The sequence below is a fragment of the Carboxylicivirga fragile genome (genome assembly GCF_050589805.1).
Taxonomy (GTDB): Bacteria; Bacteroidota; Bacteroidia; order Bacteroidales; family Marinilabiliaceae; genus Carboxylicivirga; species Carboxylicivirga fragile.
In genome coordinates, this window is the sequence record NZ_JBNGOY010000013.1 from 59,502 (window position 1) to 84,315 (window position 24,814).

A 24,814-nucleotide genomic window follows, 5' to 3' on the forward strand; every position below is an offset into this window, starting at 1 on the left:
TAACAAACCATCTTATTGCTTATTCTGAAGATTTACTATTTTTGCGCCAAATTATAAAAGTGTAGAAGAATGGCTAAGGGTATTTATCACCGTGCTGAGTTATTATTGGGACAAGCTAAAATGCAATACCTATCACAAAAGAAAGTGATATTATTTGGCATTGGTGGAGTTGGAAGTTGGTGTGCCGAGAGTCTAATACGAACTGGTATTACCGAACTAACGATTGTGGACAGTGATAGGGTTTGCATTACCAATGTAAACCGCCAGATGATGGCAACAACAAAAACTGTTGGCCAAGTTAAAACGGAAGCATTAAAGGAGCGTCTATTGGAAATTAATCCCAAAGCCAACATTACCGCCTTACAAAAAATATACTCCAAAGAAACTTCTGAAGAATTCGAGCTAAGCAATTACGATGTAATAATCGATGCCATTGACAGTATCGGAAGTAAAATCCATCTCATTCAAAGCGCCACTAAAACCGATGCGCTCTTTGTATCTTCAATGGGTGCAGCACTCAAGGTAGACCCTACACGAATTAAGGTTGCCTCATTTTGGAAAGTAGAAGGATGCCCATTGGGTCGAAGAATTCGTAAAGTCATTCGTAAACTGGGTGTTCCAACGCGTGATTTTTTATGTGTATACAGTGATGAGATTCATGAGAATGCTGGTGAAAATGAAAGTTGTGGTACTGAAACATGTCTTTGCCCCAAAGCTGAAAATGGACCTGGCGATCCTGACTTGGTTAATCATGAATGGTGTAGTATGAAAGCCGTCATTAATGGTTCATTGGCGCACATAACAGCGATCTTTGGATTTACATTGGCAGGCATCATTATTAAACAGCTTTGCGAAGAACTTACCTCTGAGTAATCGAAAAGACCACTTTTGATCAAGATCATGATAATTCAACTTCAATAGTTTAATAGAAAAACTATATTTGAATATTCTTACTTTCTATCTATCAAAGCTAAAAGCGTGTACGATAGAATAATTATTCATGATAAAAAAGTTAACAATGAAGTTGTGGTCCATTCTTTTAATTATTCTTGTAATTACATTTAGTGCTTGTAATATTATTCCTGAGAAATTACCCGAAGCTGGCGTTAGTATACATTTGGCAAAATCAAGGGCTGAAAGAATATCAAAACTGACTTATGATTTACATTTGGAAATTCCATCATCGAAGGAAGCCGATATTAAAGCAAAATCGATAATTAAATTTGGGCTTTCCAATACTAACGAAGACTTGTTTTTGGATTTTAAAGCAAGAAATGAACAAGTAAAACTACTCATTGTCAATGGAGACACTTTGTCTGGTACAATTATAAACGAGCACATAAAGCTCCCAAAAAAATCACTTCAGCAAGAAAATAATGTAGTTATTAATTTCATCGCAGGCAATGGAGCGTTGAATCGAAACGATAATTATTTCTATGCTCTTTTTGTGCCAGACAGAGCCCGAACAGCTATACCTTGTTTTGATCAACCCAACATTAAAGGACGATTTGCTGTAAAAATGCATTTGCCCGAAAATTGGATAGGCGTTGCCAATGGACAACAAACTATTACTCAAAAGCTAGTAGATAAAACAATTGTAGAGTTTGATTACTCGCAACCAATAAGCACCTACTTATGGGCCTTTGCAGCTGGTGAATTTAAATATACCTCTAGCAAATGGAAGGATATGAATATTGGACTTTATCATATGGTTGATGACAGTATAAAACTTACGCATAACGTAGAAACCATATTTTCTCAAACCACAAAATCACTGGATTGGCTTGAGGAATATACCGACTATGACTATCCTTACGAAACCTATAATTTGGTAGCCATTCCATCGTTTCAATTCGGCGGCATGGAACACCCAGGAGCTACTTATTATCGCTCTGAACTAATTTTCCTCGACGAAAAACCTACACAAAACGAAGAGTTGAGCAGAGCAAATTTAATCGCTCATGAAACAGCTCACATGTGGTTTGGTGATTTGGTTACCATGCCCTGGTTCGATGAAGTATGGCTAAAAGAGGTGTTTGCTAACTTCATGGCTGATAAAATTACACAACCATGGTTTCCTGAGATTGATCATCAGCTACGGTTTCTATTAGCTCACTTTCCTCGAGCTTATTCCGTAGACCGAACCAAAGGAGCTAACCCAATTGGACAAAAGCTGAACAATCTTCAAAATGCTGGAACACTATACGGCTCAATCATCTATCACAAATCACCAATTGTGATGAATCAGCTCGAAAACATGGCAGGAAATGATGTTGTGCGTATGGGCATTCGCGAATACATTGATTCATATGCCTTCTCAAATGCTTCGTGGAACGACTTAATCAATTGTATCGATAAACACACCGAGGGTGATTTAAAAGTTTGGAGTAAGGCCTGGGTAAACGAACCGGGCCGTCCTGTTATTTCATTTGCTCCTTCGATAGAGAAGAATGGATATTGGACCTTAACACAAAGAGCCGAACATGCAAATCTAGCAAGCCCAGATTGCTATTGGCCACAAGAATTAAATACGCTGTTTGGCACTACAAATTACAAATACGACTTCTTTGATGCCACCATTGACGTGAATGAATCGCTTGATAATCTTGATGCGATTTTTATGGCAGATGATAAAGGATATGGATTAATTCGTATGACCGAAAAACAGTTGGCCTATTGGATGAATAATATCTCTGGCATTAAAAACACAATGTTACGCGGTCGCATTGCCATCAATCTGTACGAAAACTTTTTAGATGGATCAATACATCCAAATGAATTCATGAACTATCTAAAATCAAACATTCAGAAAGAATCGGAGCCATTATTGGTAAACTTATATTGCAATCAATTAAGCACCTGCTTCTGGAAATTTATGCCTTCCCACATGTGGCAAAAAAATAGCCTTGCTATAGAAAGTATGCTTCAAGAAAAACTGGATACCGTTACTAATCCAGCTCTCAAAAAAACTATATTCAGATCTTGGATAAATATAGCAATGAGTGATGAAGCTTTAAATCAGTTATCGGAACTTTGTAACGAAGACTCTTTTATCAAAGGCATGACATTAAATGAAAAAGATAAAGTTGATATTCTTTCACAGCTATTTATAAAACAACACCCGAATTGTAAGCAGGATTATAACAAGGTGCATAAGCAGATCAAAAACAGTAATCGTAAGGCCATGCTCGAGTTTATTCTTCCTTCGCTAAGCAATAATGCAGCCGATAGGGATGAATTTTGGTTCTCTCTTTCATTAGTTGAAAACAGAGCAAAAGAAAAGTGGGTTGAAAAAGCATTGGCTAACCTTCATCATCCTTTAAGAAGCCAACAATCTGACTTATATATTCCTAAAACCCTCCAATTACTCGAGGAAATACAATTGACTGGCGACATTTTTTTTCCAATAGGATGGTTGGGTAACAGCATTGGTAAACAGTCTTCAGAAAAAGCGCTTAAGGATGTTAACACTTTTTTAAATGAAAATAGTACTTATCCCGAGCATCTTAAATTAAAGATTCTTCAGAACGCGGATGTACTTGAACGAAGTGTAAGAATTAAAAAGAAATATTTTAACGAAACAACTCATCAGTAACAACTAGTTGTTACTCAAAATAAATACAACATTCACACCAATATTTCGTAGTACAAATGGTGTCGGTTAACGAACTTTTTAATACGTGATATTGAATGAGATTTTTTGTTAGTTTATTCTTGATTTTTTACACAATACTTGGCGCTTATGCTGATGACAGAGAGCTTATTGCAAAAAACAAAGCTGATTTTATTATAAACATAGCTACAAACATAAACCTACCTTCCACCGAAAATAGTGAGGAATTTAAAATAGGTCTGTACGGAAGAGGGCGGGATGTAGGGATTTTGTTCGATGAGCTTGATACAAGAAGTGCGACAATTCAGCTTGATAATAAAAACATTAAGGTTTTTCATTTTAAGCGAACCAGAAATATTGAGCAAGTCGATTTACTTTATGTTGAAGGCGACAGCAAAATTAGAATCAGCGATATAAACGAAAAATTAGAAGGACACCCCTACCTCATCCTTACTGAAAATTTTCCCTTTGGTACCTCAATGATCAACCTTGCGTTGAATAGCAACAACGAAGTTTTTTATGAACTACAACCAGAACCGTTGGAACGAAGAGGTATTTCAATAACAAAATCTCTTTTAAATTCCGACAGAAGAATAACCTCTGAAGAACAATGGATCTCCTTATTGACAGAAGCTGTTAAAATGGTTGACAAACAAAGTAAAACCATCACAAAACAAGAGACTGAAATCAAAAAACGCGATCGTTTAATTACCAATCAACAAATAGCCATTGGTTTAATCACTATCCTCATCCTAACAATTAGCGCCCTAGCTGCTAAACTAATACAATCGAATAAAATAAGAAAAGCGGCACACCTTGAATTAAAACAAAAGAACAAAGATATTATCGACAGCCTTAATTATGCAAAGCGTATACAAAAGGCTTTCCTACCACAGAAAGAATTATTCAAAAAATACTTTAGCGATTGCTTTATCTTATTTAAACCTAAGGATATTGTTTCAGGTGATTTTTATTGGCTACACAAAAATAACGACATTCTTTATTTCGCTGTCGCAGATTGCACTGGACACGGTGTTCCAGGGGCTATTATCAGTGTAATGTGCAGCGATGCTTTAACAAAAGTAGTCGGTGAATTTGGCGAAAGTGATCCAGCTGAAATATTAAATAAAACAGCTGAATTACTTGATTCAATATTATCTAATGGTGATGCAAACATCAATGATGGAATGGACATTGCTTTCTGTAAATTAAACTTTAAAACGAAAGAACTATTATTTGCTGGAGCCAACACACCACTCCACTACATTAGAAACAATGAACTATCAACCATAAAAGCTGACCGCCAAGCCATTGGAAAAGTAACAGAACGTCGACCATATACGACACATCATTTGGAACTACAAAAAGATGATCGTATTTACCTTACTACAGATGGTTTTGCCGATCAATTTGGAGGTGAGCATGATAAAAAACTCAAAGCGCGCAAGTTACGCGATTTATTTTTGCAGAATCACAAGCTAACGATGGAAGAGCAAAATGTGTTTCTCAATAATTTCCTAAAAGAGTGGACTGGATCCAATGAACAGGTGGATGATATTTGCGTATTTGCTTGCCGAATTTAATCCCAAACTACTTGTTTAAACGTGCCCTTTAATTATAGAAAAAATTCAGGAATTAATCCAATAAAATAGTATCTTCGCAAAATCAACAAAAGCGGAAATACAATGGGTATTATCATTAAAGAAGTAATAGATAAACAAACACTTAACGACTTCGTTAAGCTTCCTTATGTGCTTTATAAATCCAATAAATATTGGGTGCCACCAATGATTAATGATGAGCGTAATGCTTTAATACCTGATAAAAATCCTGCTTTTGATTTCTGTAAAGTTAAGCTTTGGGTTGCCTACAAAAATAACAAATGTGTTGGTCGTATTGGCGGCATCATCAATTCACTTTGGATCGAAAAAGAAGGTAAAAAAATTGGCCGCTTCACACGAACTGAGTTTATTGATGATATCGAAGTATCGTCACTATTACTATCAACCGCCGAAAAATGGTTAAAAGAAGAAGGCATGGTTGAAGTACAAGGACCTCTTGGCTTCTCAAACCTAGATCATCAGGGCTGTCTTATCGAAGGGCACGATTGGTTGCCATCAGTTGCTTCGGATTACCACATGGATTATTACTTAAGTCATTTCGAGAAATTAGGCTACGAAAAAGAAATTGACTGGCTTGAGTTTCGTATAACTTTTCCAGAGGCATTACCCGAAAAATCGTATAAAGTAGCTGAGATGCTTATTAAACGATATGGATTGAAGCCTCAAAACTTTACATCATCAAAAGAAATTGAACCTTATAAGGAAAAAGTTTTCGCATTATTAAACAAAGCGTTTGCTGAGCTATTTGGAACTTTTCCTTTACCCGAAAAACTTATTGAATTTTACATTAGCAAGTTTTTCCCTATGCTTAACCCTCGTTATGTGAAAATCATCTTAGATAAAGACGATGAAATGGCAGGATTCCTCATTGCCTTACCTTCTCTCTCAAAAGCCATGCAAAAAGCAAATGGTAAGTTATTCCCATTTGGTTGGTGGCATATAATGCGCGCTTTAAAGAAACCGACTGAGATGGATTTGATGCTTACAGGTGTAAAACCTGAACTTCAGCGCATGGGAGTTGCAGCACTATTAATGAATGACCTTTGGAAAACGGCCAATGATGACGGTATCAAACAAGTAGAAACAACTGGGATGCTCGAAAATAATAATGTGGCGATACAAATGTGGAAATCGTTTGACCATATACAGCATAAACGAAAACGATGTTTTAAGAAAACATTAAACTAAAAAATTATCAGATTATAACTTTCTAAAGGCGTCTGGAAATTTTCAGACGCCTTTTTTATTGAAATTAACCATGGTGAATAAAACAAACATAATGAAGGAGCTAAAGAGTTATATCATAATAACTCTTGGATTACTTATTAGCTCAATTGGCTGGACTGGCTTTATCATTCCATCCGACATAGTTGGTGGTGGTGTAATGGGATTATCTTCATTAATATATTTTATTACAGATTTACCTGTAGGCCCTACCAACCTTGTAATAAACGCAATTCTTATTGCTATTTCAATGAAAGTACTTGGTAAAGGCTTTGGTTTTAAAACCATTTTCTCACTCATTGTACTGTCCCTATTTCTTACTGTATTCCAATACATCATAACAGAACCAATTGTAAAGGAGAAATTCATGGCAGCCATTATTGGCGGTGGTTTAGTTGGTATTAGTATTGGTATCCTATTTGTTCAAGGCGGAAGCACAGGTGGTACTGAAATAGTTGCCATGCTTATTAATCGCAAACGCAATGTGAGTCCAGGTAAGGTTATGTTGGTGTGCGATATACTAATAATCACATCGTCGTTTATTGTATTTAAATCACTTGAAACCATGGTTTATGGTTTTGTGGTGATTGGCCTTATGTCATACGTGGCCGACATGGTTCTAACCGGTGCTCAACAATCGGTGCAAATATTCATCATCTCCAAAAAGCCAAATGAAGTAGCAGAAAAGATTTCCTCACAAATCAATCGTGGACTATCGTTTTTGAATGGTCGTGGTTATCACAATAAGGATCAGCGCGAATTTATAGTGATGGTTGTTCGCAAATCGGAATCTCACTTGATATTTCAAATTATCAAAGACACCGATCCGGAAGCATTTGTTACAGTTGCTAACGTTATGGCCGTATATGGAGAAGGTTTTGACCAATACAAACCACCTATTAGCGCATCAAAGAAGAAAAAACAAAACCCACTTACTTAGTGGGTTCAACATATTGCAATTCGAGCCCATTTAGTTGAGATAGTACACGCTCAAATTCTTCCGGCAGAGTTGACTTTATAGTCATTTCATCGTTACTTACAGGGTGAGTAAATGTAAGTGACGAGGCATGTAAAAGAAGCCTTTTCACATCGGTATGCTCAGTCATTATACGATTCAAAGTCCAATCGCCATGCTGGGTATCTCCTAATATATCAAAACGACCAAAAGCAAAATGCTGCCTTAGTTGATGCCAACGCCCCGTTTCAGGATAGGCCATGACCAAACTAAGCCCCACATTCTCAACTTTTTTATATGAGATATTTGTATCAATCGATTTAATCGTCTTATACTTTGTTAAGGCCTTAACACGCTTTTTCTTCTTTTTAATAAGTACAGGATTATCCCAAGTACCTTCTCCCGGTTTATCCTTACATACAATGGCATACGCCTTTTTTACTTTGCGCTGTTCAAACTGTTTTGACAATTCGGAAGCCATTTCTCGTGAAAATGCAAGAATAATGACACCAGATGTTTTAGAATCCAAACGATGCACCGGGAAAACAGATTTACCGGTTAATTCACCAACTAATTTAGTCAGATATGGCGCATCTGCAGGCATAAAATCATTTTTGTGTATTGGCAAGTCAACTGGTTTATTAACTGCAATTATATAGTCATCCTGGAATAAAACGTCCGTATCTTGTATTTTCATACATCAAAGATACTAGAAAGTAATAAACAAACGCGTGCTATGGTACCAATGATCAGTTCCTGTTTTAAACTCTTTTGTATTATAAAACAAATCGAAGCTCAATCCAAATGATTTATAAACCAAGCCTACACCTGTTCGAACACGAGCAACAATTGGTGACATTTCACTGTATTCAAGATAGTGTATTTTGGGATTTCGATGCCAACCTCCTTGTAACGTTCCATTATATGCTACATAACTCAATGAAGGCTCTGCTGAAAAATACAACTGCCAGTTTTTACTATTACTCTGCAAGGGTAGTCCCAAACTTTCCATATAGCTTTCCATTTTTCCAACTCGCAGCATCATCGATACGCTTGCATCATCATGTAAAGTCCCAACGCGAGCCTTTCCTTTCCCATACAATTCAAAACTATTTGAGGAGTATAACTCTTTGGATGCCTCAAAATTGTAATTTATCACTGGCCAATTATATTGCTGGTAAACCCATCCATTGGGTAACTGATTATTAGACAAATCGTGATATCTATATTGCACATGCCCAGCTCCAGAGGCTGGTCCCATCACACCAATATCCAATTCACTTGCAAACATCCAACCTTTATCGGTATTAGCTGCTATGGATTTAGATGTTAACAGGAGTACTCCAGCATATGGTCTATCGGAATATTGCACAACATCGCTACTAATATCCTGTGGCGTATAGGTACGTTGATCTATCATAAAGCCATAAATAACCTTATCATACTGTTTGGGTTTTAATAGTATTAGATTAACTGGATTATGTTTTAACAATGGATTATAAAAATGAAAACTTAAACCTTGTGAATAATAATAATCCGTCATCATGAATACATCATTATCCCATCCAAGCTTATACACTTTATTGTTGATAACTTGTTGCGAGTATGCCTTTGAAAAAACCATAAGGCATGTAAGTAATAATAGATATTTTACATTTTTCTTTATAGACATGCTAAGCTTAAAGCAAAATCAGTTCCATTAATTCTTAACAAAAGCTAAACTTTATTACAATTTGTTTGTCATAAATGGCATGAAAGATCATACATGCGTTGTAATTGTTATAGATTACAACTAATTTTGATTTGATAAAACCTAATAATCATAAAACATGAAAAATCTTCTAGTAGCCATCTTGCTTATAATAGGCTTTGGTAGTCAGGCTCAATCAAGTAAAAAAGATAGTACTAAAACAAAACCCAAAAAAAACAATAGTGTTGCCGTAAGATATCATTGGGGAACAGTACTACAAACCAATGACTTTTTAAAAGGTGAAAATAATGCAGGTAAACCAATTGATTTTTACCATGCTTTAAACTTAAGCTATGGTGTTCAAACGGACGGAAGCAAAGATTGGCACCACATCTTTAACTTCCCGAGTTACGGGGTATCATGGTACAATGCTGATTTTTTCAATACTGATGAACTTGGTAATCCTACAGCTATATATGGCTTTATGAGTTTTCCATTTCGCCACACAGAAAAAAGTACTTGGGGTTACGAATTAGGCTTTGGACTCACCTACAACTGGCAACCATACGATAAATATAGTAATCCATTTAATACCGCAATTGGATCAAATAGAACCGTTTTTATCGATGCCAATTTATTCTATAAATATCACTTAGGTAATCGATGGGATTTAAGAGGTTCATTTGGCTTCACACATTTCTCTAATGGTGGTACAAAAAAACCTAATAGCGGAATCAATTTACTATCTCCTTCCATTGAATTAAGCTATAACTTTAAGGATCGACCGCTATTGATTAGAGAAATTAAACCTGCCTACGAACAACATTACGAAGTGGCCTTACAAATAGGAGCTGGTGCTCGTAACATACTTTACGACAATCCCAATGGGGAAGATCCAAACCAGGGAACAGCTGATGTTATGCACTCGTATGTAAACATCTCAGGTGCATTCTTAAAAGCTACAACCTGGAAGCACAAGTTTGGTGGAGGTATTGATTTTACCTACGATGAAACTGCAAATGTTCAAGTAACAAATCCTGCAAACGGGAATGAAGAGCCAATAGTAAATATATCCGATAAGTTCTCTGAAAAGTTTATGCTTGGAATCTTCGGAACCTATGAATATACCATCGATCGATTATCTGTTGCATCATATTTAGGTTATCTGGTTTATAGAAAAGAGGTAACCAATGAAAGCAATAAGCTTTATCAGAAATTTGGAATTAAATACCACTTCAAAAACGATATGTATGCAGGATTACTAGTTCGTGCTCATAACTTTTCTGTTGCTGAAGTGATCGAATGGAATCTGGGTTACCGAATTAAATGGAACTAAGGTTGGCACAAGCTTTGCTTATTTCAAAACGCACTTAAAAATAACACTATGAAGAATTTATTAATATTTATTCTTGCAGCATTCATCTCATTACCATCGATTGCTCAAGAGCCAGAAAAAAAATTGACAAGAAAAGAAAAACGCGAACTAAAGAAAGCTGAAGAAGCAGCCCTAAGTGAAGCAATGAGTAAAATACTAGCGGTAGCAATCGATTCAGCTCAATGGGTGATTGAAGCCCATACTTTAGCTGACAAACGTGGAAGTTCAATACCGGTTAATAGCAATTTAAATTTCATCGCAATTGAAGGCAAGGAAGCATTTGTTCAGTTAGGATCAAATTCAGGCCTTGGACCCAATGGAGTTGGTGGCGTTTCGGTAAGAGCTAACATAAGCAAATATGAAGTAAAGAAAAATGAGAAGAAAGGAACTTATTTTATTACTGTTTATGCAACTTCTGCTATTGGCAGCTTCGACATTCGAATTGACACCAATGCTGATGGCCAAATTGCTTCAGCAACAGTTCAAGGTAATTCTTCATCAAGGGTAAGATACAGTGGACAATTAGTTCCGGTGAGCCATTCAACGGTATACAAAGGCACTCCACTATTCTAAAAAAAAGTTTTAGGCGGAAATATTCACAAAGGTTGTCAATTGATTTTGGCAACCTTTTTTAATTGATATTAAAATCGGGTAAATAAAAATGGAAGCTTGTTCCTTCATTCGGTTTTGACTTCAACCATATTTCTCCATCTAATAAATAGATCAACTGCTTTACTATACTCAAGCCTAACCCCATTCCGCCATAAGTATTTTGCTTGCATTCAACCTTTGTAAAGGGATTAAAAATGCTTTCAAAATCTTTTTCGTCGATACCAACTCCTGTATCTTCCACTTTAAATAAATAAAAGCTAGCCGGTAATTTTCGTGACGCTAATTCTGAGTTAACATCAATAACATCCTCACGCTGCATGTGCTTAACCTGAAGCCTTACATGTCCTTCCTTCGTAAATTTTAAACCGTTATTAAGCAAGTTGATTAATATCTGCTTCAAACGCTCTGCATCGGAATAAATAATAGATTTTGATTTTATTCCTTCCAGATCAATTTCAAACTGTACTTTTTCATTTTTCTTTTGAAGAAGTAGGGAACTATATACAAAATCACAAACTGTTTTCAAATCAAAATGCTTCTTAACCAATTGAATTTGTCCTGATTCAATACGTGAGATATCAATGATATCATCTATGAGTACTAATAGGCTTTCACTACTTTGTAACACCAACGTAGAAAACTTTTTTCGTTCTTCAACACTCTGAACATCGGAGGTCAGTAAGGTTGAAAATCCAATAATTGAATTCATCGGCGTCCGAATTTCGTGCGAAAGATTAGCCAAAAATGCAGTTTTAAGTTTATCCGATTCTTCTGCTTTTTCGGTAGCTAACTGAAGCTCAGATGTGCGCTCTAATACTAATTCTTCCAGATACAATCGATGCCTTTCTAATTCTTCTTTTTGCACTAGTACCTCTTCACGGCTCTGTTCTAAATCATCGTTTGTTCGTTTTAACTGTTGTGTACTTTGCTTGATTAATGATTCTAAGCGCTTTTTTTGACGGTGCAAAACACGACCTCTTATGGTATAAATGGCATAAAAGATGATTAAAAGCAATAAAACAATAAGTACTTTGAAGGCAAAACTTTCTGTAAAAGTAGGTTTTACCTTTACATAAATCGAAGTAATATCATTATTCCACACTTCATCATTATTACGCCCCTTCAACTTCAGTTCGTACAATCCTTCAGGTAACTGACTATAGGTCCTATCTAAATATGCCCAAGTCGTATCCCATTCGGCATCGTACCCTTCTAACTTCCAAGCGACTTGGTTATTAAAACTTGAACTATAATTGAATACACTGGCATAAAACGATGCTTTTCTTTCATCTGTAGAAATAACAACTGTATCTGGCACGTAATAATCTACATTAATCTCTGTAGGACTTGACTCTTTATAAACTTTTGATTCCAATTTATACGAACTAATAATTGACTTAGGTGGAGCAGTATTATATGGAATATCTGAAGGGTGAAACTCTATAAAACCATCTAAACCTCCAAATAACATATCACCTTCTGGAGTCATTTGAAAAGCACCTTCATTAAACTCTCTACAATTTACCCCTTCATATTTGCCAAAAGCAACCAACTTATTCTCTTTGCTATTATATCTTATTATTTTGGAATTGGTACTCATCCACAAATACCCTTCTTTATCCTCTAAAATTCCATAAACATTACCCGTCAAGAACATATTTTTTGAAGCAGGAATAATACTTCTTTTCAAGGAATCCAACTTTAATAATCCATCGCCATATGTCGCAAACCATACCTGTCCTTGCCTATCCGTATGAACATCTAAAATCGAATTTTCTTTAGTATACCTGCCAGCTTTCTTTATTGTTGAAAGCTGCGAGTATTCATTCGTCAGAAAGTTGTACTTTATCACAAAACTTTGATCAGTACCAAGCCACAAAAGGCTATCACAAGAAATATTCATGCGTTTTGTACGCACTTGACCTTCATGCCTAAAACTATCAGGAAAAGGAAAAACCTTATATTCTGAACTTATCATATTAAAGCGAATCATCCCTTCATATGAACTTAACCAAAGTATAGAATCACCAATAACATCAAGACTACTAATTTTATTAAGCGTCTCATCATTGGAACCTTTATTTTTAAATCTTATATGTGAGGTTCTATCCTTAAGAATATTTGTTTTAAAAAGTCCAGTATACGATGCAAACCATATATTCTTCTTACTATCTTCATAACCTTCTCTTACCCTTGTTCTACCAAATTCAGGACATTCTCGACTCTTTACAATCGAATATTCCTTATCTCCAGCTTTTTTCCTGAATAACGAATTTAATGAATAGTGCCAATATGTATTATCCGAATCTTTAAATAAAAAATATAATTCATCTGCATTCCAACTATTATGACTTTCCACTTTATGAAAATCAAATTTCAATTTATTAGCGTCAATCATTGACAAAGCACCCTTAAGTCCAAGCCACAATATTGGTTGCGTTTTACTATAAAACAGTTCATTCACCCAATTACTTGGCAAATGCGTATGTCGCTCATGATCAGCTTCAAAAAAGTTAAGTAATTTTCCAGTGTTAGATAGATGGTACAAACCACCACCCGATGTGCCTAACCATATTTCTCCATTACTTCCAATTACATGTTTACTTAAATGTGAATAATTAGGTGATTTAAAAACATGTTTTAATTGTTGGTCTTTAAAAGAGAATGAATAAATCGACTTATCAGAACAGAATGTTAATTCATCACAATGGAAATCGAGCGAAAAAACGGGTTTAATTCCGTTTGTTAATGGTGAAGGTTGTATTTTAAATAAACTCTTTTTATTTATGAGAATCTGCTCACACTGAAACAAACCATCTTCTGATGCAATCCAAATGATCTTATTATGTTTTCGAATATGATAAGGCCGATGGATATCACACCCAAATTCTTCTGATTTGGTATATTTACTTGTTTTGAAATTATAAAAAAACAGACCTTCATCCTTAGTTCCAAGCATTAACCACTCATCATTTACACGTTGAATGCTTGTAATTGATCGCGCACCATCAACATTACTAGAGAATGGAAGGATAGGTAGATTATAGAATTTATAGGTGGTAAGGTCCAAATAGCTCACTTCACCATAATACGTTCCAACCCACAATATGTCATCAATACTATCGTAAGATAAACCATGGATTCGATCATCGGGTAAGGAAAGCGTGTCAGCTTCTGACGCATTGAAAAAGTCAAAATACTGCCCATCGTAACGATACAAACCTTCAGTTGTACCCATCCAAATAAAACCTGTTGAGTCTTGAACAATCTGGGTTACATCTGGATCCAAAACTCCATACTCTTCGCCAAAGGTTTCAAATTCGAAACGTTTACTTTGAGCACTGGACTTCCATCCAATTAATAATAAAATACTAAGACAAATTGCGTATAATTTTACCACTCGCTATCAAATTAAGAAGAACATATAGGTTTGAATATAACAAATCCTCAATTATTAGTTAACGGCCTTTAAACGTAAATGGTTACAGCAATTGATCAAGAATAGATTAATGTAGGTAAATAAGACAAAAAAAGATGTAAACGCTACTAAAGACCCAAAAACTGCATCGCAATTCCTGAGAAGAAAATAACCATTCCTGCTATGGGATGACTGAAGGGCTCGATCTTTTTTAAATTCACAAAACTAAGTCCATAGTATGATGCTACAACAGCCGATGTCATGGTTGTTAAAGTAACAATTCCAAAAACAGAAGTAACCATTATTAATGCTGAGGCACTTTCAATAACTGCGGGATACATTAAAACCGGAATTAGCGGTTCGCACGGCCCTAAAGCAAAAATAATGAATAACACCCAAGGCGTGATATTACCAGATTTTTCAATTTTAGTATGCGAGTGTTTACCATTCCTTGAATGCCACCAGTGGCGCAAGCCCCAAAGTGCGTATATTAAACCAAAAGCGATGAACGCCCATGCCGCCAGGTTGCCTCTAAAGGATTCTATGAACTCCAATTTAGCCACCTGAACTTCCAGCATTATACCGAAGATACCGAGAACAACAGAGCTAAGAATATGACCAACTCCACAAAGTAATGTTAACCAAATTACTTTTGGTAAAGACCACTTTCTCGCCTTACCAATCATGATGAACGGCAGGTAATGATCGGGGCCAAATAGGGTGTGAAAAAAACCTATTGATGCAGCAGTTATAAGTAGTATTTGCAACTCCTGAGACATACTTTTTTCTTTAAAAATACAGAATTATTGTAATTCAGAAAGAAAATTGCGGCTATGCTGTCCTTATTTATTTCTAATCTAAATGAGAATAACTCTACTATTTACGACCTCTCTCTGAAATAAAAACGAATTATATCCTGAATCGATTCAGAACTAACATCCTCATAGTTAATTGATTCTTTCGGATAAAAAGCAAAATCAGAGATATCATCCTGCACATGCATATTATCAAAACTCTTCGCCTCACAAACGAATGCCAAATCGCATGTGTATACCGAATAGCCAGAAAAAACATATTCATTGGGAAAAGAAACCAAATAAGATGTTTTCACCACATCCAAATTAAGCTCTTCTTTAATTTCTCGACAAACAGCCTCTTCGGCAGTTTCCATCGGATCAACAAAACCGCCTGGTAAATCAAGCATACCTTTGCAAGGATCAAAGGCTCGGGTTGTCAATAACACTTCACCCCTTTCGTTGACGATTACAGCAGCAACCGCGGCGGCCGAATTAATAAAAAAATGAAACCCACACTTAGCACACTTAAAAGATCGAGATCCATCGTAATTAAAAGCTTTATCGCCACATTTAGGGCAAAAATTTAAAACGTTTTTTGGGTGCGATGCTGTCATATTAAAATCCGTTTAAATCCATTGTTACAGTAGGGATCAATAACAAGAATCCAATTATTATCATAGTGATGATTAATGGCGTTATCCATTTAACCCATTTAGTATAGGGTACTTTTGCAACACCAAGCACACCAATCAATACTGGTGAAGTAGGTGTAATCATATTAGTGAAGCCATCCCCAAACTGAAAAGCCATTACCGTTGCCTGACGTGATAATCCTATCAAATCGCTAAACGGAGCCATTATTGGCATGGTTAAAGCGGCCTTGGCCGATCCACTCGGAATAAATATATTAATCAATGTTTGAATACCATACATAATAGCAACAGAAGCAATATTCCCCAAATCACTCATTGATTGCGCCATGCTGTGTAAAATGGTATGCACAATCTTACCATCCTCTAAAATAACAATGATACCTCCAGCTAGTCCTACAACCAAAGCCGCTGACATTATATCCTTAGCGCCTTCCAAAAATAACTTGGTTATTTTATCAGCATCGCGTCCCATGGCAGCACCCGATAAAATACCCATGGCTAAAAACAAAGCCGCTATTTCGGTGATGTACCACTCATAGCCCATTACGCCTATAATCAAAAACAGGATGGTGAAGCCCAATAAGTTCAAAATGAAGAAATGTACTTTTTTGCGAAGTGATAAAAAGCCAGCTATAGCAAAAAAGCCAGCCATTATAGGCATAACTGGCCAGGTTACACCTTCGCCTCCACCCATCTTCAAAGTTGTCATTGGATGTTTAAGTGCAAATAAAACCAATACAACAATTGTTGCAGCATAAACCCACCAGGCAGAACGTGGTGTTGGACTATCAATCCCTTCTATTTTACCTGCAGCTCTCTTACGCCAATATTCATCTTCTTCATATACGGCTGATGATTTTGGATTTTTCTTCACTTTTCGGGCATACCATAATATATATGCAAAGCCGATAATATTAATCACAAACCAGCAGACCAGTCGATATTCAAATCCAGAAAAAAGTGGTAAACCAGCTAAGCCTTGCGCAATTCCAATGGTAAACGGATTGAGCACTGCTCCTGCAAATCCTAATCCCGCAGCAACAAACACAATGGCCACACCCGTAATACTATCGTAGCCCATCGAAATGGCTAATGGAATTAGTACGACCATAAATGCGATGGTTTCCTCACTCATGCCAAACACGGCACCAAATATCGAAAACATAAGCATGATGAGTATTAAAATCAGATTATTGGCACCAATGGCTCTTATGGCCTTATAGCGATCCAATTTTTTAACAAAATCGAGAAAAGATAATATACCAACATCAATGGCCTTGGAATCGTTCATGATCCAAAAGGCACCACCAATCATTAAAATAAACACTATGATTCCTGCACCCTTTTCAAAACCATTAACCATGGCAGCAAAAACTTCCCATGTTTGGGGCTGACTCGGAACTTCCTGAAAAACCATTACACTTTGTTCTACACCATCAACCACTTTGGTTTCTTGCACATACTCGCCTCCTGGCACAAACCAGGTTGCAACAGCAGCAAGAACAATAAGAGAAAAAACGATAACGTATGTATGAGGAACTTTTTTAAACATCTTTCTAAGGTATCTGCGCCTTAATTATTACATCAAGACTTATTAATTAAGCCTTGCAAAAATAGTTTTAAAATTGAATTATTGAGAAAGAACTGACATCTTAAACAACAGGAATATATAAAAACTGACTTTCAACACTTTCAAATTCAATTGACCAAAATCATGAGCAACTGGATTTTAAAAGCATTACTTTTATTTCGTCGTAAAAATAAAAACACCATTTCATGAACGCACTAGTAATCAAAAATATAAAAAGCCTGATTCAAACCGAAGAAAGCTCTTCATCGTTTGTTGCGGGTAAAGACATGTCGAAGTTGAACACTATTGACAATGCTTATTTAATCGTTGAGGATGGATTGATAAAGCATTTTGGTTTAATGTCTGATTTCAACGAAGCAAGTACTCCAAATAATTGCCAGACCATTGATGCATCGGGCAAACTAGTTCTTCCGGCATGGTGCGATTCTCATACACACTTGGTCTATCCCAAAAGCAGAGACGTTGAATACGTTGATAAAATCAAAGGCCTGAGCTACGAAGAGATTGCTGCGCGTGGCGGAGGTATTTTGAATTCAGCTAAGCTGATGCAAACAGCCAGTGAAGATCAACTGTTTGAAGATGCCATGCAACGCCTTAATGAAATTATTAAATGGGGAACTGGTGCAGTGGAAATTAAAAGTGGATATGGCTTAACGCTCGAAAGCGAATTAAAAATGCTTCGAGTTATTAAACGTTTAAAAGAAGCTAGCCCTCTGACTATCAAATCAACATTCTTGGGTGCACACTCAATTCCGATGGAATACAGAGGTAAGCAAAGCGAGTATGTTGACATGGTAATCAATGAAATGATACCGGCTGTGGCTAAAGAAAAATTGGCCGATTATGTTGATGTATTCTGTGATGTAGGTTTCTTCACTGTTGAAGATACTGACCGCATACTTGAAGCGGCTGCTAAATATGGAATGACACCTAAAATTCATGCCAACGAATTAGATTATTCAGGCGGTATTCAAGTTGGTGTAAAATACAAAGCACTATCTGTCGATCATCTTGAATTTACTGGAAAAGAAGAAATATCTGCTTTGAAAAATTCGGGAACCATGCCAACCATTCTTCCTGGTGCTGCCTTCTTTTTGAACATGGTCTATGCGCCAGCTCGCGAAATGATGGATGCCGGCCTTCCAGTTGCTTTAGCCTCTGACTTTAACCCAGGCTCTTCACCATCGGGCAATATGCAGTTAATTATGGCCATGGGAAGTGTACTTTATCGCATGCTGCCCGAAGAAGTGATTCATGCAGTCACAAAAAATACAGCTTATGCAATGGGAGTTGATAAAGAATTAGGCTCCATATGTGTTGGTAAAAAAGCCAATATTCTTATCACAAAAGAAATACCAGGCATCGAATATTTACCCTATGCCTACGGCGAAAATAAAATAGAAACAACAATATTGAATGGGGTTATTAGCTAATAGCTGTTAGCCTATAGCTTTTTGATCTCCGGACTCAAACACACGGACTTCGGACTTCAAGCTTCGGACTAAAAAATTAAAAAACAGACATAAAACATATATAATCATGCAACAACTAATAGAATGCGTTCCTAATTTCAGCGAGGGATGCGATATGGCAATCATCGAGAAAATCACCGATGAAATCAAAAAAATTGACGGCGTTAAATTAATCGACATTGATCCGGGACAAGCAACAAATCGTACAGTAGTAACTATTGTTGGTACACCTGTCGAAGTTTGCGAAGCAGCATTTCAGGCTGTAAAAAAGGCGCAAGAATTAATTGACATGCGCAACCACAAAGGTGCTCACCCGCGCTTTGGCGCAACTGATGTTTGTCCTTTGGTTCCTGTGGCTAACATTACCATGGAAGAGACTGTGGAATATGCACACAAGTTAGCCAAACGTATTGGTGAAGAACTTGATATTCCTATTTATTGCTACGAGTTTGCAGCTCAGGAAGACAAACGTAAAAACCTGGCGACTTGCCGCGAAGGTGAGTACGAAGCCATTTCGAAACGTATTGGAACAGCTGAGTGGAAACCTGATTTTGGTCCAGCTGAATGGAACGAAAATGTTGCTAAATCTGGTGTAACTGCGGTTGGCGCTCGTAATTTCCTTATTGCCTACAATGTTAACCTAAATACAACTTCAACACGTCGTGCCAATGCTATTGCATTTGATGTGCGTGAGCGTGGTCGTGTAAAACGTGAAGGTAATCCTGTAACAGGTAAAATTGTGAAGGATGAAAATGGCAAACCAGTGAATGTTCCTGGAATGTTGAAATCAGTAAAAGGTATTGGTTGGTTTATTGAAGAATATGGCGTAGCTCAAATCTCTATGAATTTAACTGACATTACAGTTACTTCACTTCACAAAGCATACGAAGCGGTTTACGAACGTGCCAATGCACGTGGCATTCGTGTAACGGGATCGGAAATGGTTGGCGTTGTGCCTTTACAAGCTATGTTAGACGCGGGTAAATATTTCTTACGCAAGCAAGAACGTTCTACAGGTATTCCAGAGCGTGAAATCATTAAGATTGCCATTAAGTCAATGGGCCTAGACGAGCTTTACCCTTTTGATCCTGACAAGAAAATTATCGAATACATTTTAAAGGACGACAAGAAGCAACTAATTGACATGAACCTGACTGAGTTTGCTGATGAAACAGCTTCTGAGTCACCAGCTCCAGGCGGTGGTTCTATCTCAGCTTATGTCGGTTCTTTGGGTGCGTCATTGGCAACAATGGTTGCTAACCTATCAGCTCACAAACGCGGCTGGGACGATCGTTGGGAAGAATTTAGCGACTGGGCTGAAAAAGGTTTGGCCATCGAAAAAGAACTGCTTCGTTTAGTTGATGAAGATACCAATGCCTTTAATAAAATAATGGATGCATTTGGTTTACCTAAGAGTAACGACGCCGAAAAAGCAGCTCGCAAGCAAGCCATTGAAGATGCGACTGTATATGCCATCAACATTCCATATCGAGTGATGGAACAATCATTTGCTGCCTTTGAGGTAATCAGAGCGATGGCAGAGGTTGGTAATCCTAATTCAGTATCTGATGCGGGTGTAGGTGCACTTTGTGCGCGCAGTGCTGTAATGGGCGCCTACTTGAATGTTAAGATTAATGCAGCCGACTTGGAAGACAAGGCCTTTGTTGCAAAAGTTTTAGCTGATGGTAAAGCATTAGAAGATAAAGCGATTAAAGAAGAAGCTGAAATTTTGAAGATTGTGAATGAGAAAATAGGATAATACCTATCTATGTACACATACAATCCTTGAGCCTGAACTTTCATAGTTTGGGCTCTTTTGGGTTTAAGCTAATAGCCGATAGCTTATAGCTTTTCTACTCTTTCTTGCCAGACCTTCGAACAAGAAACTACTCTATTCAATCTTCGGATCAGTTCGGACTTCTTACTCCGGACTTCAGACTTCTTTCTACATACTTTCTATATTTCTCCCACCCTTCGACAGGCTCAGGGTTCAGACGACCATGGACTGCGAACTTATCCGAACTTCGGACTTTTAATTACCTTTAAAACAAAAACACATGCGCGTACTCATCTTTTACACAAAATCATTTGCTTATACTCCAGCAATACAAAATCTTGAAGATGCTCCTGATCCTGGTGAGGCTAAAACTTTTGAAGATTGCCTATTAGCTTGCATACAAATAGAAGCCAGCGATGAAGAAAAGGATGTACGAAGTAGAGAAAAAAAACTGGTGAATCACTTAAAGTGGGCATTGCGTAAAAATAAAGCACAATCCATTGTACTGCATTCCTTCGCCCATCTTGGTGAATCAAAAGCCACTGTTGATTTCACAAAAGAGGTATTTGATGCTACTCAAAAACGATTAGAGAATGCGGCTATAGAAGTTGCGCAAACACCCTTTGGCTATTTTTTGGATTTGAAAATTGATGCACCAGGCTTTTCATTGGCAAGAATTTGGGCGGAATTATAAATAAGCTTAATGATAAATTATTATCTTCAACAAGAAATTGAGTAGAATCAACGATAATAAATAATCTATCATGAAAAAATACCTACCCCTCATCATACTAATGTTTGTATGTCTTACCAAAATCAATTCTCAGAATAAAGTCATTATTAATAAAAATTCTACATCAATTATAAAACCCATCTTCCAATATGAAAAACCAACTAGTTTGACACAAAAAATTGGGTATTCCGCATCATCAAACAACTTTGCTGATAGCAAGTATGATTTAAGTCTTCTGTTATCGAAGAAAAATACATTTACGCAACAGGATACGTCAGGTGCAAATACAATATTAAACTCACGCAATAAAATGCCATGCTTTAATCCTAAAGGTTCTTTCCCAATGGTTGTAAGTGAACCTGATTCTACCTGTGATTATTCATTGTTAATTAAAAGAATAAAATAAACACCGTAGGATTAATCTAGTCATAAATATAGTCAATCACTGATTACAAAAGTTGATTTCCAACTCAATGATTACAAGAAGAAAGTTTATAAAAAAAGGAATACTCGGCCTTTTGGGATTGTTCCTTTTAGATTCTCTTTGGTTCGAAAAAAGCTTTGTCAAATGGAAAGAAATAGATTTACGCAATCAATCCCAAACACCAATTAAACTTATACAATTAAGCGATTTACATTTTAAAGGCATTAACAGAAAACTTAAAAAGATTGCTGAGAAAATAAACAGCTTAAATCCAGATCTCGTTGTATTCACAGGTGACTCAATAGACTCTGATAAATACCTGAGAAACTTTGATTTGTTTTTAAAATTAATCGATCCACAAATTAGAAAATTTGCTATCACAGGCAATTGGGAATACTGGGGTAATGTTAGCATTGAGCAACTGAGAAATGTATATGCAGCTAATAATTGTGAACTATTAATAAATGAAAACAGGCAAATCAATGTAAATGATAGAGATATATCAATTATAGGCATTGATGACTATATTGGAGGCTCAGCAAATTTCATTAAAGCTTACAAAAACATAAAAGTTGGAGATAAAACAATAGTATTATCTCATTGCCCAGCATACGCAGACATTATTAAAAACACTGAACACAATATAAGCATTGATCTAATCCTGTCTGGCCATACTCATGGCGGTCAAATAAATTTATTTGGTTTTATTCCGTTCATACCCCAAGGTAGTGGCGAATATATTAGCGGATTGTACGACAAAACAACATTTAAGCTTTATGTTTCAAAAGGAGTTGGCACAAGTATATTACCAATTCGTTTTGGGGCACGATCAGAAATTACAATGTTCAACTTGTAACTTTTATATCAATAGTATTGTAGTGGAAGTTTTTTATACCTTTTGAACTATGAATCTGGCCTTGGTATAATGCCGATGATACAATGAATGGCCTTAGCAAATGAAATGCAGATAAGGCCAGCTTCATTGTGCTATCGGTATTACTTTCAAACATCAATCAGGCCTCTAACTCAACAAAAGTTTAAAAGAATTAACGCCGCCATTTTCAAATCCCATTTTCCGCAAATAAGCTATATGCGATGTATTGCTGGTTTCACACACCAAATGGTTAATATCTTTGCGCACATATTGCTCCTTATATGCCGTTAATAAAAAGCGTCCTGTTTTGTAATCGCGGTATTGCGGTGTAACATAATCCAATAATACTTCGGCTGAACCATCTACCCCATTATTAACAATAAAAACACCAGCAATCCGTGCATCGCGTAAAGCCAATAATATTTGGGTATCCTCACTAAATACAGTTTGAAATTCAGGAAAGAACCGCTTGATATCACTTTTATGATATTCTAAAAATTTTCTTAAAAACTCATCAGTGGAATTAGCTTTCACCACATCGAACAGTTCATTTTTAAAGAGTAAGAATCGCAAGTAGTAAATATTGAAAAACACAATCATCATATTCATGATACCAACTGGCAAAGCACCAATATAAAAACCATAAAATGAGAAAGCTGCCGACCCAAACAAGTTAAAAATACGGAGCTTAACCAAAGATGATAAGCTCAATGAAATTAGTACAATAGTAGATGCTAAATAGCCAATCCATTCTATTAAAGGCAGATTAAGCCAAACGATTTCATTCATAGTAGTAGGTTTAATGAATTACAAATAAACAAAAAAACATCAAACCGACCAATTGGTCTAGTTGTTTTTAATATAAAAATTCACCAAATAAATAGATCAACCCAATTTGCACCTACATCTGCACATTAAACTTCTCTGGAAATTGCGATGGTATTTGTCCCAAATCTTCATCAAGCATTTGCCTTAAATCTCTTTCAATTCCACGAGCAATTGTTGAAATAGGAACATCATTAGCCGTTCCTTCAAAAGGATTCTCTCCCACCGTCCCAATACGCATCATGGTATGAAAAACCCAAGAAACAACACCACAAAATGGTACAGCCAACCAAACAAAATATTCTGCTATTAGTGGAAAATTGGTGTAGATAGTACCTGAAATATTAGAAAACTCTGAAACTAAGCCTAGTGGCAACAAAGCTAGAAATGTCCAAACGAAAGAATGCGACAAGGTGGCATACTGACGAGGATAAGGAAAATTCTTGATTCGTTCCGATTTCCCTTGCAAATCAAACATCTCCTTCAGCAATCCTTCCAATTCTAAAAATGAAAATTCCCAAAGTACTTCCCTCTCCTTTAATTCTTTCAAATGCTTGGATTGCATATTTAATAAAGCCACAGCCTTATTATCCTTACTCAGTACATATTCTCTTTCATTTTCATCTAAGTATAATAACAAGTCATCCTCCAAAGAGGTTACTCGTTCAGGAATATGCGCTAATTTTGACCATTCGCGGTTAGTTCTGTGCTTCTCAAAAACCTCCCAGTTTTTCGCTGACGCATAGCATGACGCAATGCTGTTAACCAAGCGATGTGCCGATAAATAATCCTTTTAATATGAGCACTCATTTCCTCCTCACTCATTGGATCATTCGTGTATTCATTACTTATTGTCGCCGTCACCATCATTCCCCAACTTCGCGATGTATTAACCATTCCTCCCCATATCTTTCGTGCTTCCCATATCCGACCATAGGCAGCACTATTCTGAAAACCAATAATAAAGGCAACCGCTGTACCAATAAGTGCAATTGGTGTCCATGGCACATCCAGAAAGACAAACCCCAGAATATCGTATAAAAAAGTAATAATTAAGGCATACAATAGAAACAAGGCAGTTTCCCGTCTTGTCCAGCGTACCATATCTTTTGTGGAATATCTAATTTTTGTAATCATAAAACTACGGATTTGTATCAAC

At 36.5% G+C, this 24,814-nt stretch carries 21 protein-coding genes; 12 read left to right on the plus strand and 9 right to left on the minus strand.

Annotated elements, in window-relative coordinates:
* Window positions 1–69 precede the first annotated feature (69 nt).
* The 5 genes from ACRD7B_RS07545 (at window position 70) to ACRD7B_RS07565 (ending at window position 7,399) form a co-directional block, all read left to right on the plus strand.
* Window positions 70–873 (plus strand): tRNA threonylcarbamoyladenosine dehydratase, encoded by an 804-nt coding sequence (locus ACRD7B_RS07545; RefSeq protein WP_430823885.1) that lies wholly within the window; start codon window positions 70–72, stop codon window positions 871–873.
* A 127-nt stretch (window positions 874–1,000) separates the two neighbouring features.
* Window positions 1,001–3,595: a M1 family metallopeptidase gene (locus tag ACRD7B_RS07550; RefSeq protein WP_430823886.1), complete on the plus strand. Its 2,595-nt coding sequence runs from the start codon at window positions 1,001–1,003 to the stop codon at window positions 3,593–3,595.
* A gap of 95 nt (window positions 3,596–3,690) precedes the next feature.
* Window positions 3,691–5,196: a YfiR/HmsC family protein gene (locus ACRD7B_RS07555; RefSeq protein ID WP_430823887.1), complete on the plus strand. Its 1,506-nt coding sequence runs from the start codon at window positions 3,691–3,693 to the stop codon at window positions 5,194–5,196.
* Window positions 5,197–5,298: 102 nt separating this feature from the next.
* Entirely contained in the window at window positions 5,299–6,423 is a 1,125-nt protein-coding gene (locus tag ACRD7B_RS07560) for a GNAT family N-acetyltransferase (RefSeq protein ID WP_430823888.1), read from the plus strand.
* Window positions 6,424–6,514: 91 nt separating this feature from the next.
* Window positions 6,515–7,399 carry a YitT family protein gene (locus ACRD7B_RS07565; protein ID WP_430823889.1) on the plus strand — a complete coding sequence of 295 codons (885 nt, stop codon included), beginning with the start codon at window positions 6,515–6,517 and terminating at the stop codon, window positions 7,397–7,399.
* Here ACRD7B_RS07565 and ACRD7B_RS07570 read toward each other — a convergent pair.
* On the minus strand, window positions 7,392–8,111 hold the full coding sequence (locus ACRD7B_RS07570) for a pseudouridine synthase (protein ID WP_430823890.1): 720 nt from the start codon (window positions 8,109–8,111) through the stop codon (window positions 7,392–7,394). The genes ACRD7B_RS07565 and ACRD7B_RS07570 overlap by 8 nt on opposite strands.
* A 12-nt stretch (window positions 8,112–8,123) precedes the next feature.
* The gene (locus ACRD7B_RS07575) at window positions 8,124–9,086 is read right to left on the minus strand and encodes a lipid A deacylase LpxR family protein (protein ID WP_430823891.1); all 963 of its coding nucleotides are present in this window, start codon (window positions 9,084–9,086) and stop codon (window positions 8,124–8,126) included.
* Between the two features lie 157 nt (window positions 9,087–9,243).
* Here ACRD7B_RS07575 and ACRD7B_RS07580 point away from each other — a divergent pair, with 157 nt between their 5' ends.
* Window positions 9,244–10,440, plus strand: a complete 1,197-nt coding sequence (locus tag ACRD7B_RS07580; protein ID WP_430823892.1) for an acyloxyacyl hydrolase — start codon at window positions 9,244–9,246, stop codon at window positions 10,438–10,440.
* Between the two features lie 48 nt (window positions 10,441–10,488).
* Window positions 10,489–11,052 (plus strand): DUF4251 domain-containing protein, encoded by a 564-nt coding sequence (locus ACRD7B_RS07585; protein WP_430823893.1) that lies wholly within the window; start codon window positions 10,489–10,491, stop codon window positions 11,050–11,052.
* A gap of 58 nt (window positions 11,053–11,110) precedes the next feature.
* On the opposite strand, the gene ACRD7B_RS07590 is transcribed toward ACRD7B_RS07585, so the two are convergent.
* The 4 genes from ACRD7B_RS07590 to ACRD7B_RS07605 form a co-directional block, all read right to left on the minus strand.
* Window positions 11,111–14,491, minus strand: a complete 3,381-nt coding sequence (locus ACRD7B_RS07590; protein WP_430823894.1) for a sensor histidine kinase — start codon at window positions 14,489–14,491, stop codon at window positions 11,111–11,113.
* Between the two features lie 146 nt (window positions 14,492–14,637).
* Complete coding sequence (locus ACRD7B_RS07595) at window positions 14,638–15,288, minus strand: urease accessory protein UreH domain-containing protein (RefSeq protein ID WP_430823895.1); 651 nt, start codon at window positions 15,286–15,288, stop codon at window positions 14,638–14,640.
* A 101-nt stretch (window positions 15,289–15,389) separates the two neighbouring features.
* Window positions 15,390–15,920, minus strand: a complete 531-nt coding sequence (locus ACRD7B_RS07600; protein ID WP_430823896.1) for an NUDIX hydrolase — start codon at window positions 15,918–15,920, stop codon at window positions 15,390–15,392.
* 1 nt (window position 15,921) lies between these two features.
* Complete coding sequence (locus tag ACRD7B_RS07605) at window positions 15,922–17,511, minus strand: YfcC family protein (protein WP_430823897.1); 1,590 nt, start codon at window positions 17,509–17,511, stop codon at window positions 15,922–15,924.
* Between the two features lie 224 nt (window positions 17,512–17,735).
* Between ACRD7B_RS07605 and hutI the strand changes: the two genes are divergently transcribed.
* From hutI to ACRD7B_RS07630, 5 genes are all read left to right on the plus strand, one after another.
* Window positions 17,736–18,983: an imidazolonepropionase gene (gene hutI / locus ACRD7B_RS07610; protein ID WP_430823898.1), complete on the plus strand. Its 1,248-nt coding sequence runs from the start codon at window positions 17,736–17,738 to the stop codon at window positions 18,981–18,983.
* A gap of 106 nt (window positions 18,984–19,089) precedes the next feature.
* Window positions 19,090–20,781 carry a glutamate formimidoyltransferase gene (gene ftcD / locus ACRD7B_RS07615; protein WP_430823899.1) on the plus strand — a complete coding sequence of 564 codons (1,692 nt, stop codon included), beginning with the start codon at window positions 19,090–19,092 and terminating at the stop codon, window positions 20,779–20,781.
* 298 nt (window positions 20,782–21,079) lie between these two features.
* A complete protein-coding gene (locus ACRD7B_RS07620) occupies window positions 21,080–21,493 on the plus strand; it encodes a threonyl-tRNA synthetase editing domain-containing protein (protein WP_430823900.1) in 414 nt (137 codons plus the stop codon).
* 70 nt (window positions 21,494–21,563) lie between these two features.
* Window positions 21,564–21,938 (plus strand): hypothetical protein, encoded by a 375-nt coding sequence (locus ACRD7B_RS07625; RefSeq protein ID WP_430823901.1) that lies wholly within the window; start codon window positions 21,564–21,566, stop codon window positions 21,936–21,938.
* Window positions 21,939–22,005: 67 nt separating this feature from the next.
* Complete coding sequence (locus ACRD7B_RS07630; RefSeq protein WP_430823902.1) at window positions 22,006–22,812, plus strand: metallophosphoesterase; 807 nt, start codon at window positions 22,006–22,008, stop codon at window positions 22,810–22,812.
* Window positions 22,813–22,977: 165 nt separating this feature from the next.
* Here the strand turns inward: ACRD7B_RS07630 and ACRD7B_RS07635 are convergent, their stop codons facing one another.
* The 3 genes from ACRD7B_RS07635 to ACRD7B_RS07645 form a co-directional block, all read right to left on the minus strand.
* Window positions 22,978–23,619: a GNAT family N-acetyltransferase gene (locus ACRD7B_RS07635; protein ID WP_430823903.1), complete on the minus strand. Its 642-nt coding sequence runs from the start codon at window positions 23,617–23,619 to the stop codon at window positions 22,978–22,980.
* Window positions 23,620–23,731: 112 nt separating this feature from the next.
* Window positions 23,732–24,424, minus strand: a complete 693-nt coding sequence (locus tag ACRD7B_RS07640; RefSeq protein ID WP_430823904.1) for a bestrophin family protein — start codon at window positions 24,422–24,424, stop codon at window positions 23,732–23,734.
* Complete coding sequence (locus tag ACRD7B_RS07645; RefSeq protein WP_430823905.1) at window positions 24,334–24,792, minus strand: bestrophin family protein; 459 nt, start codon at window positions 24,790–24,792, stop codon at window positions 24,334–24,336. The genes ACRD7B_RS07640 and ACRD7B_RS07645 overlap by 91 nt, the downstream gene beginning before the upstream one ends.
* Between the last annotated feature and the right edge of the window lie 22 nt (window positions 24,793–24,814).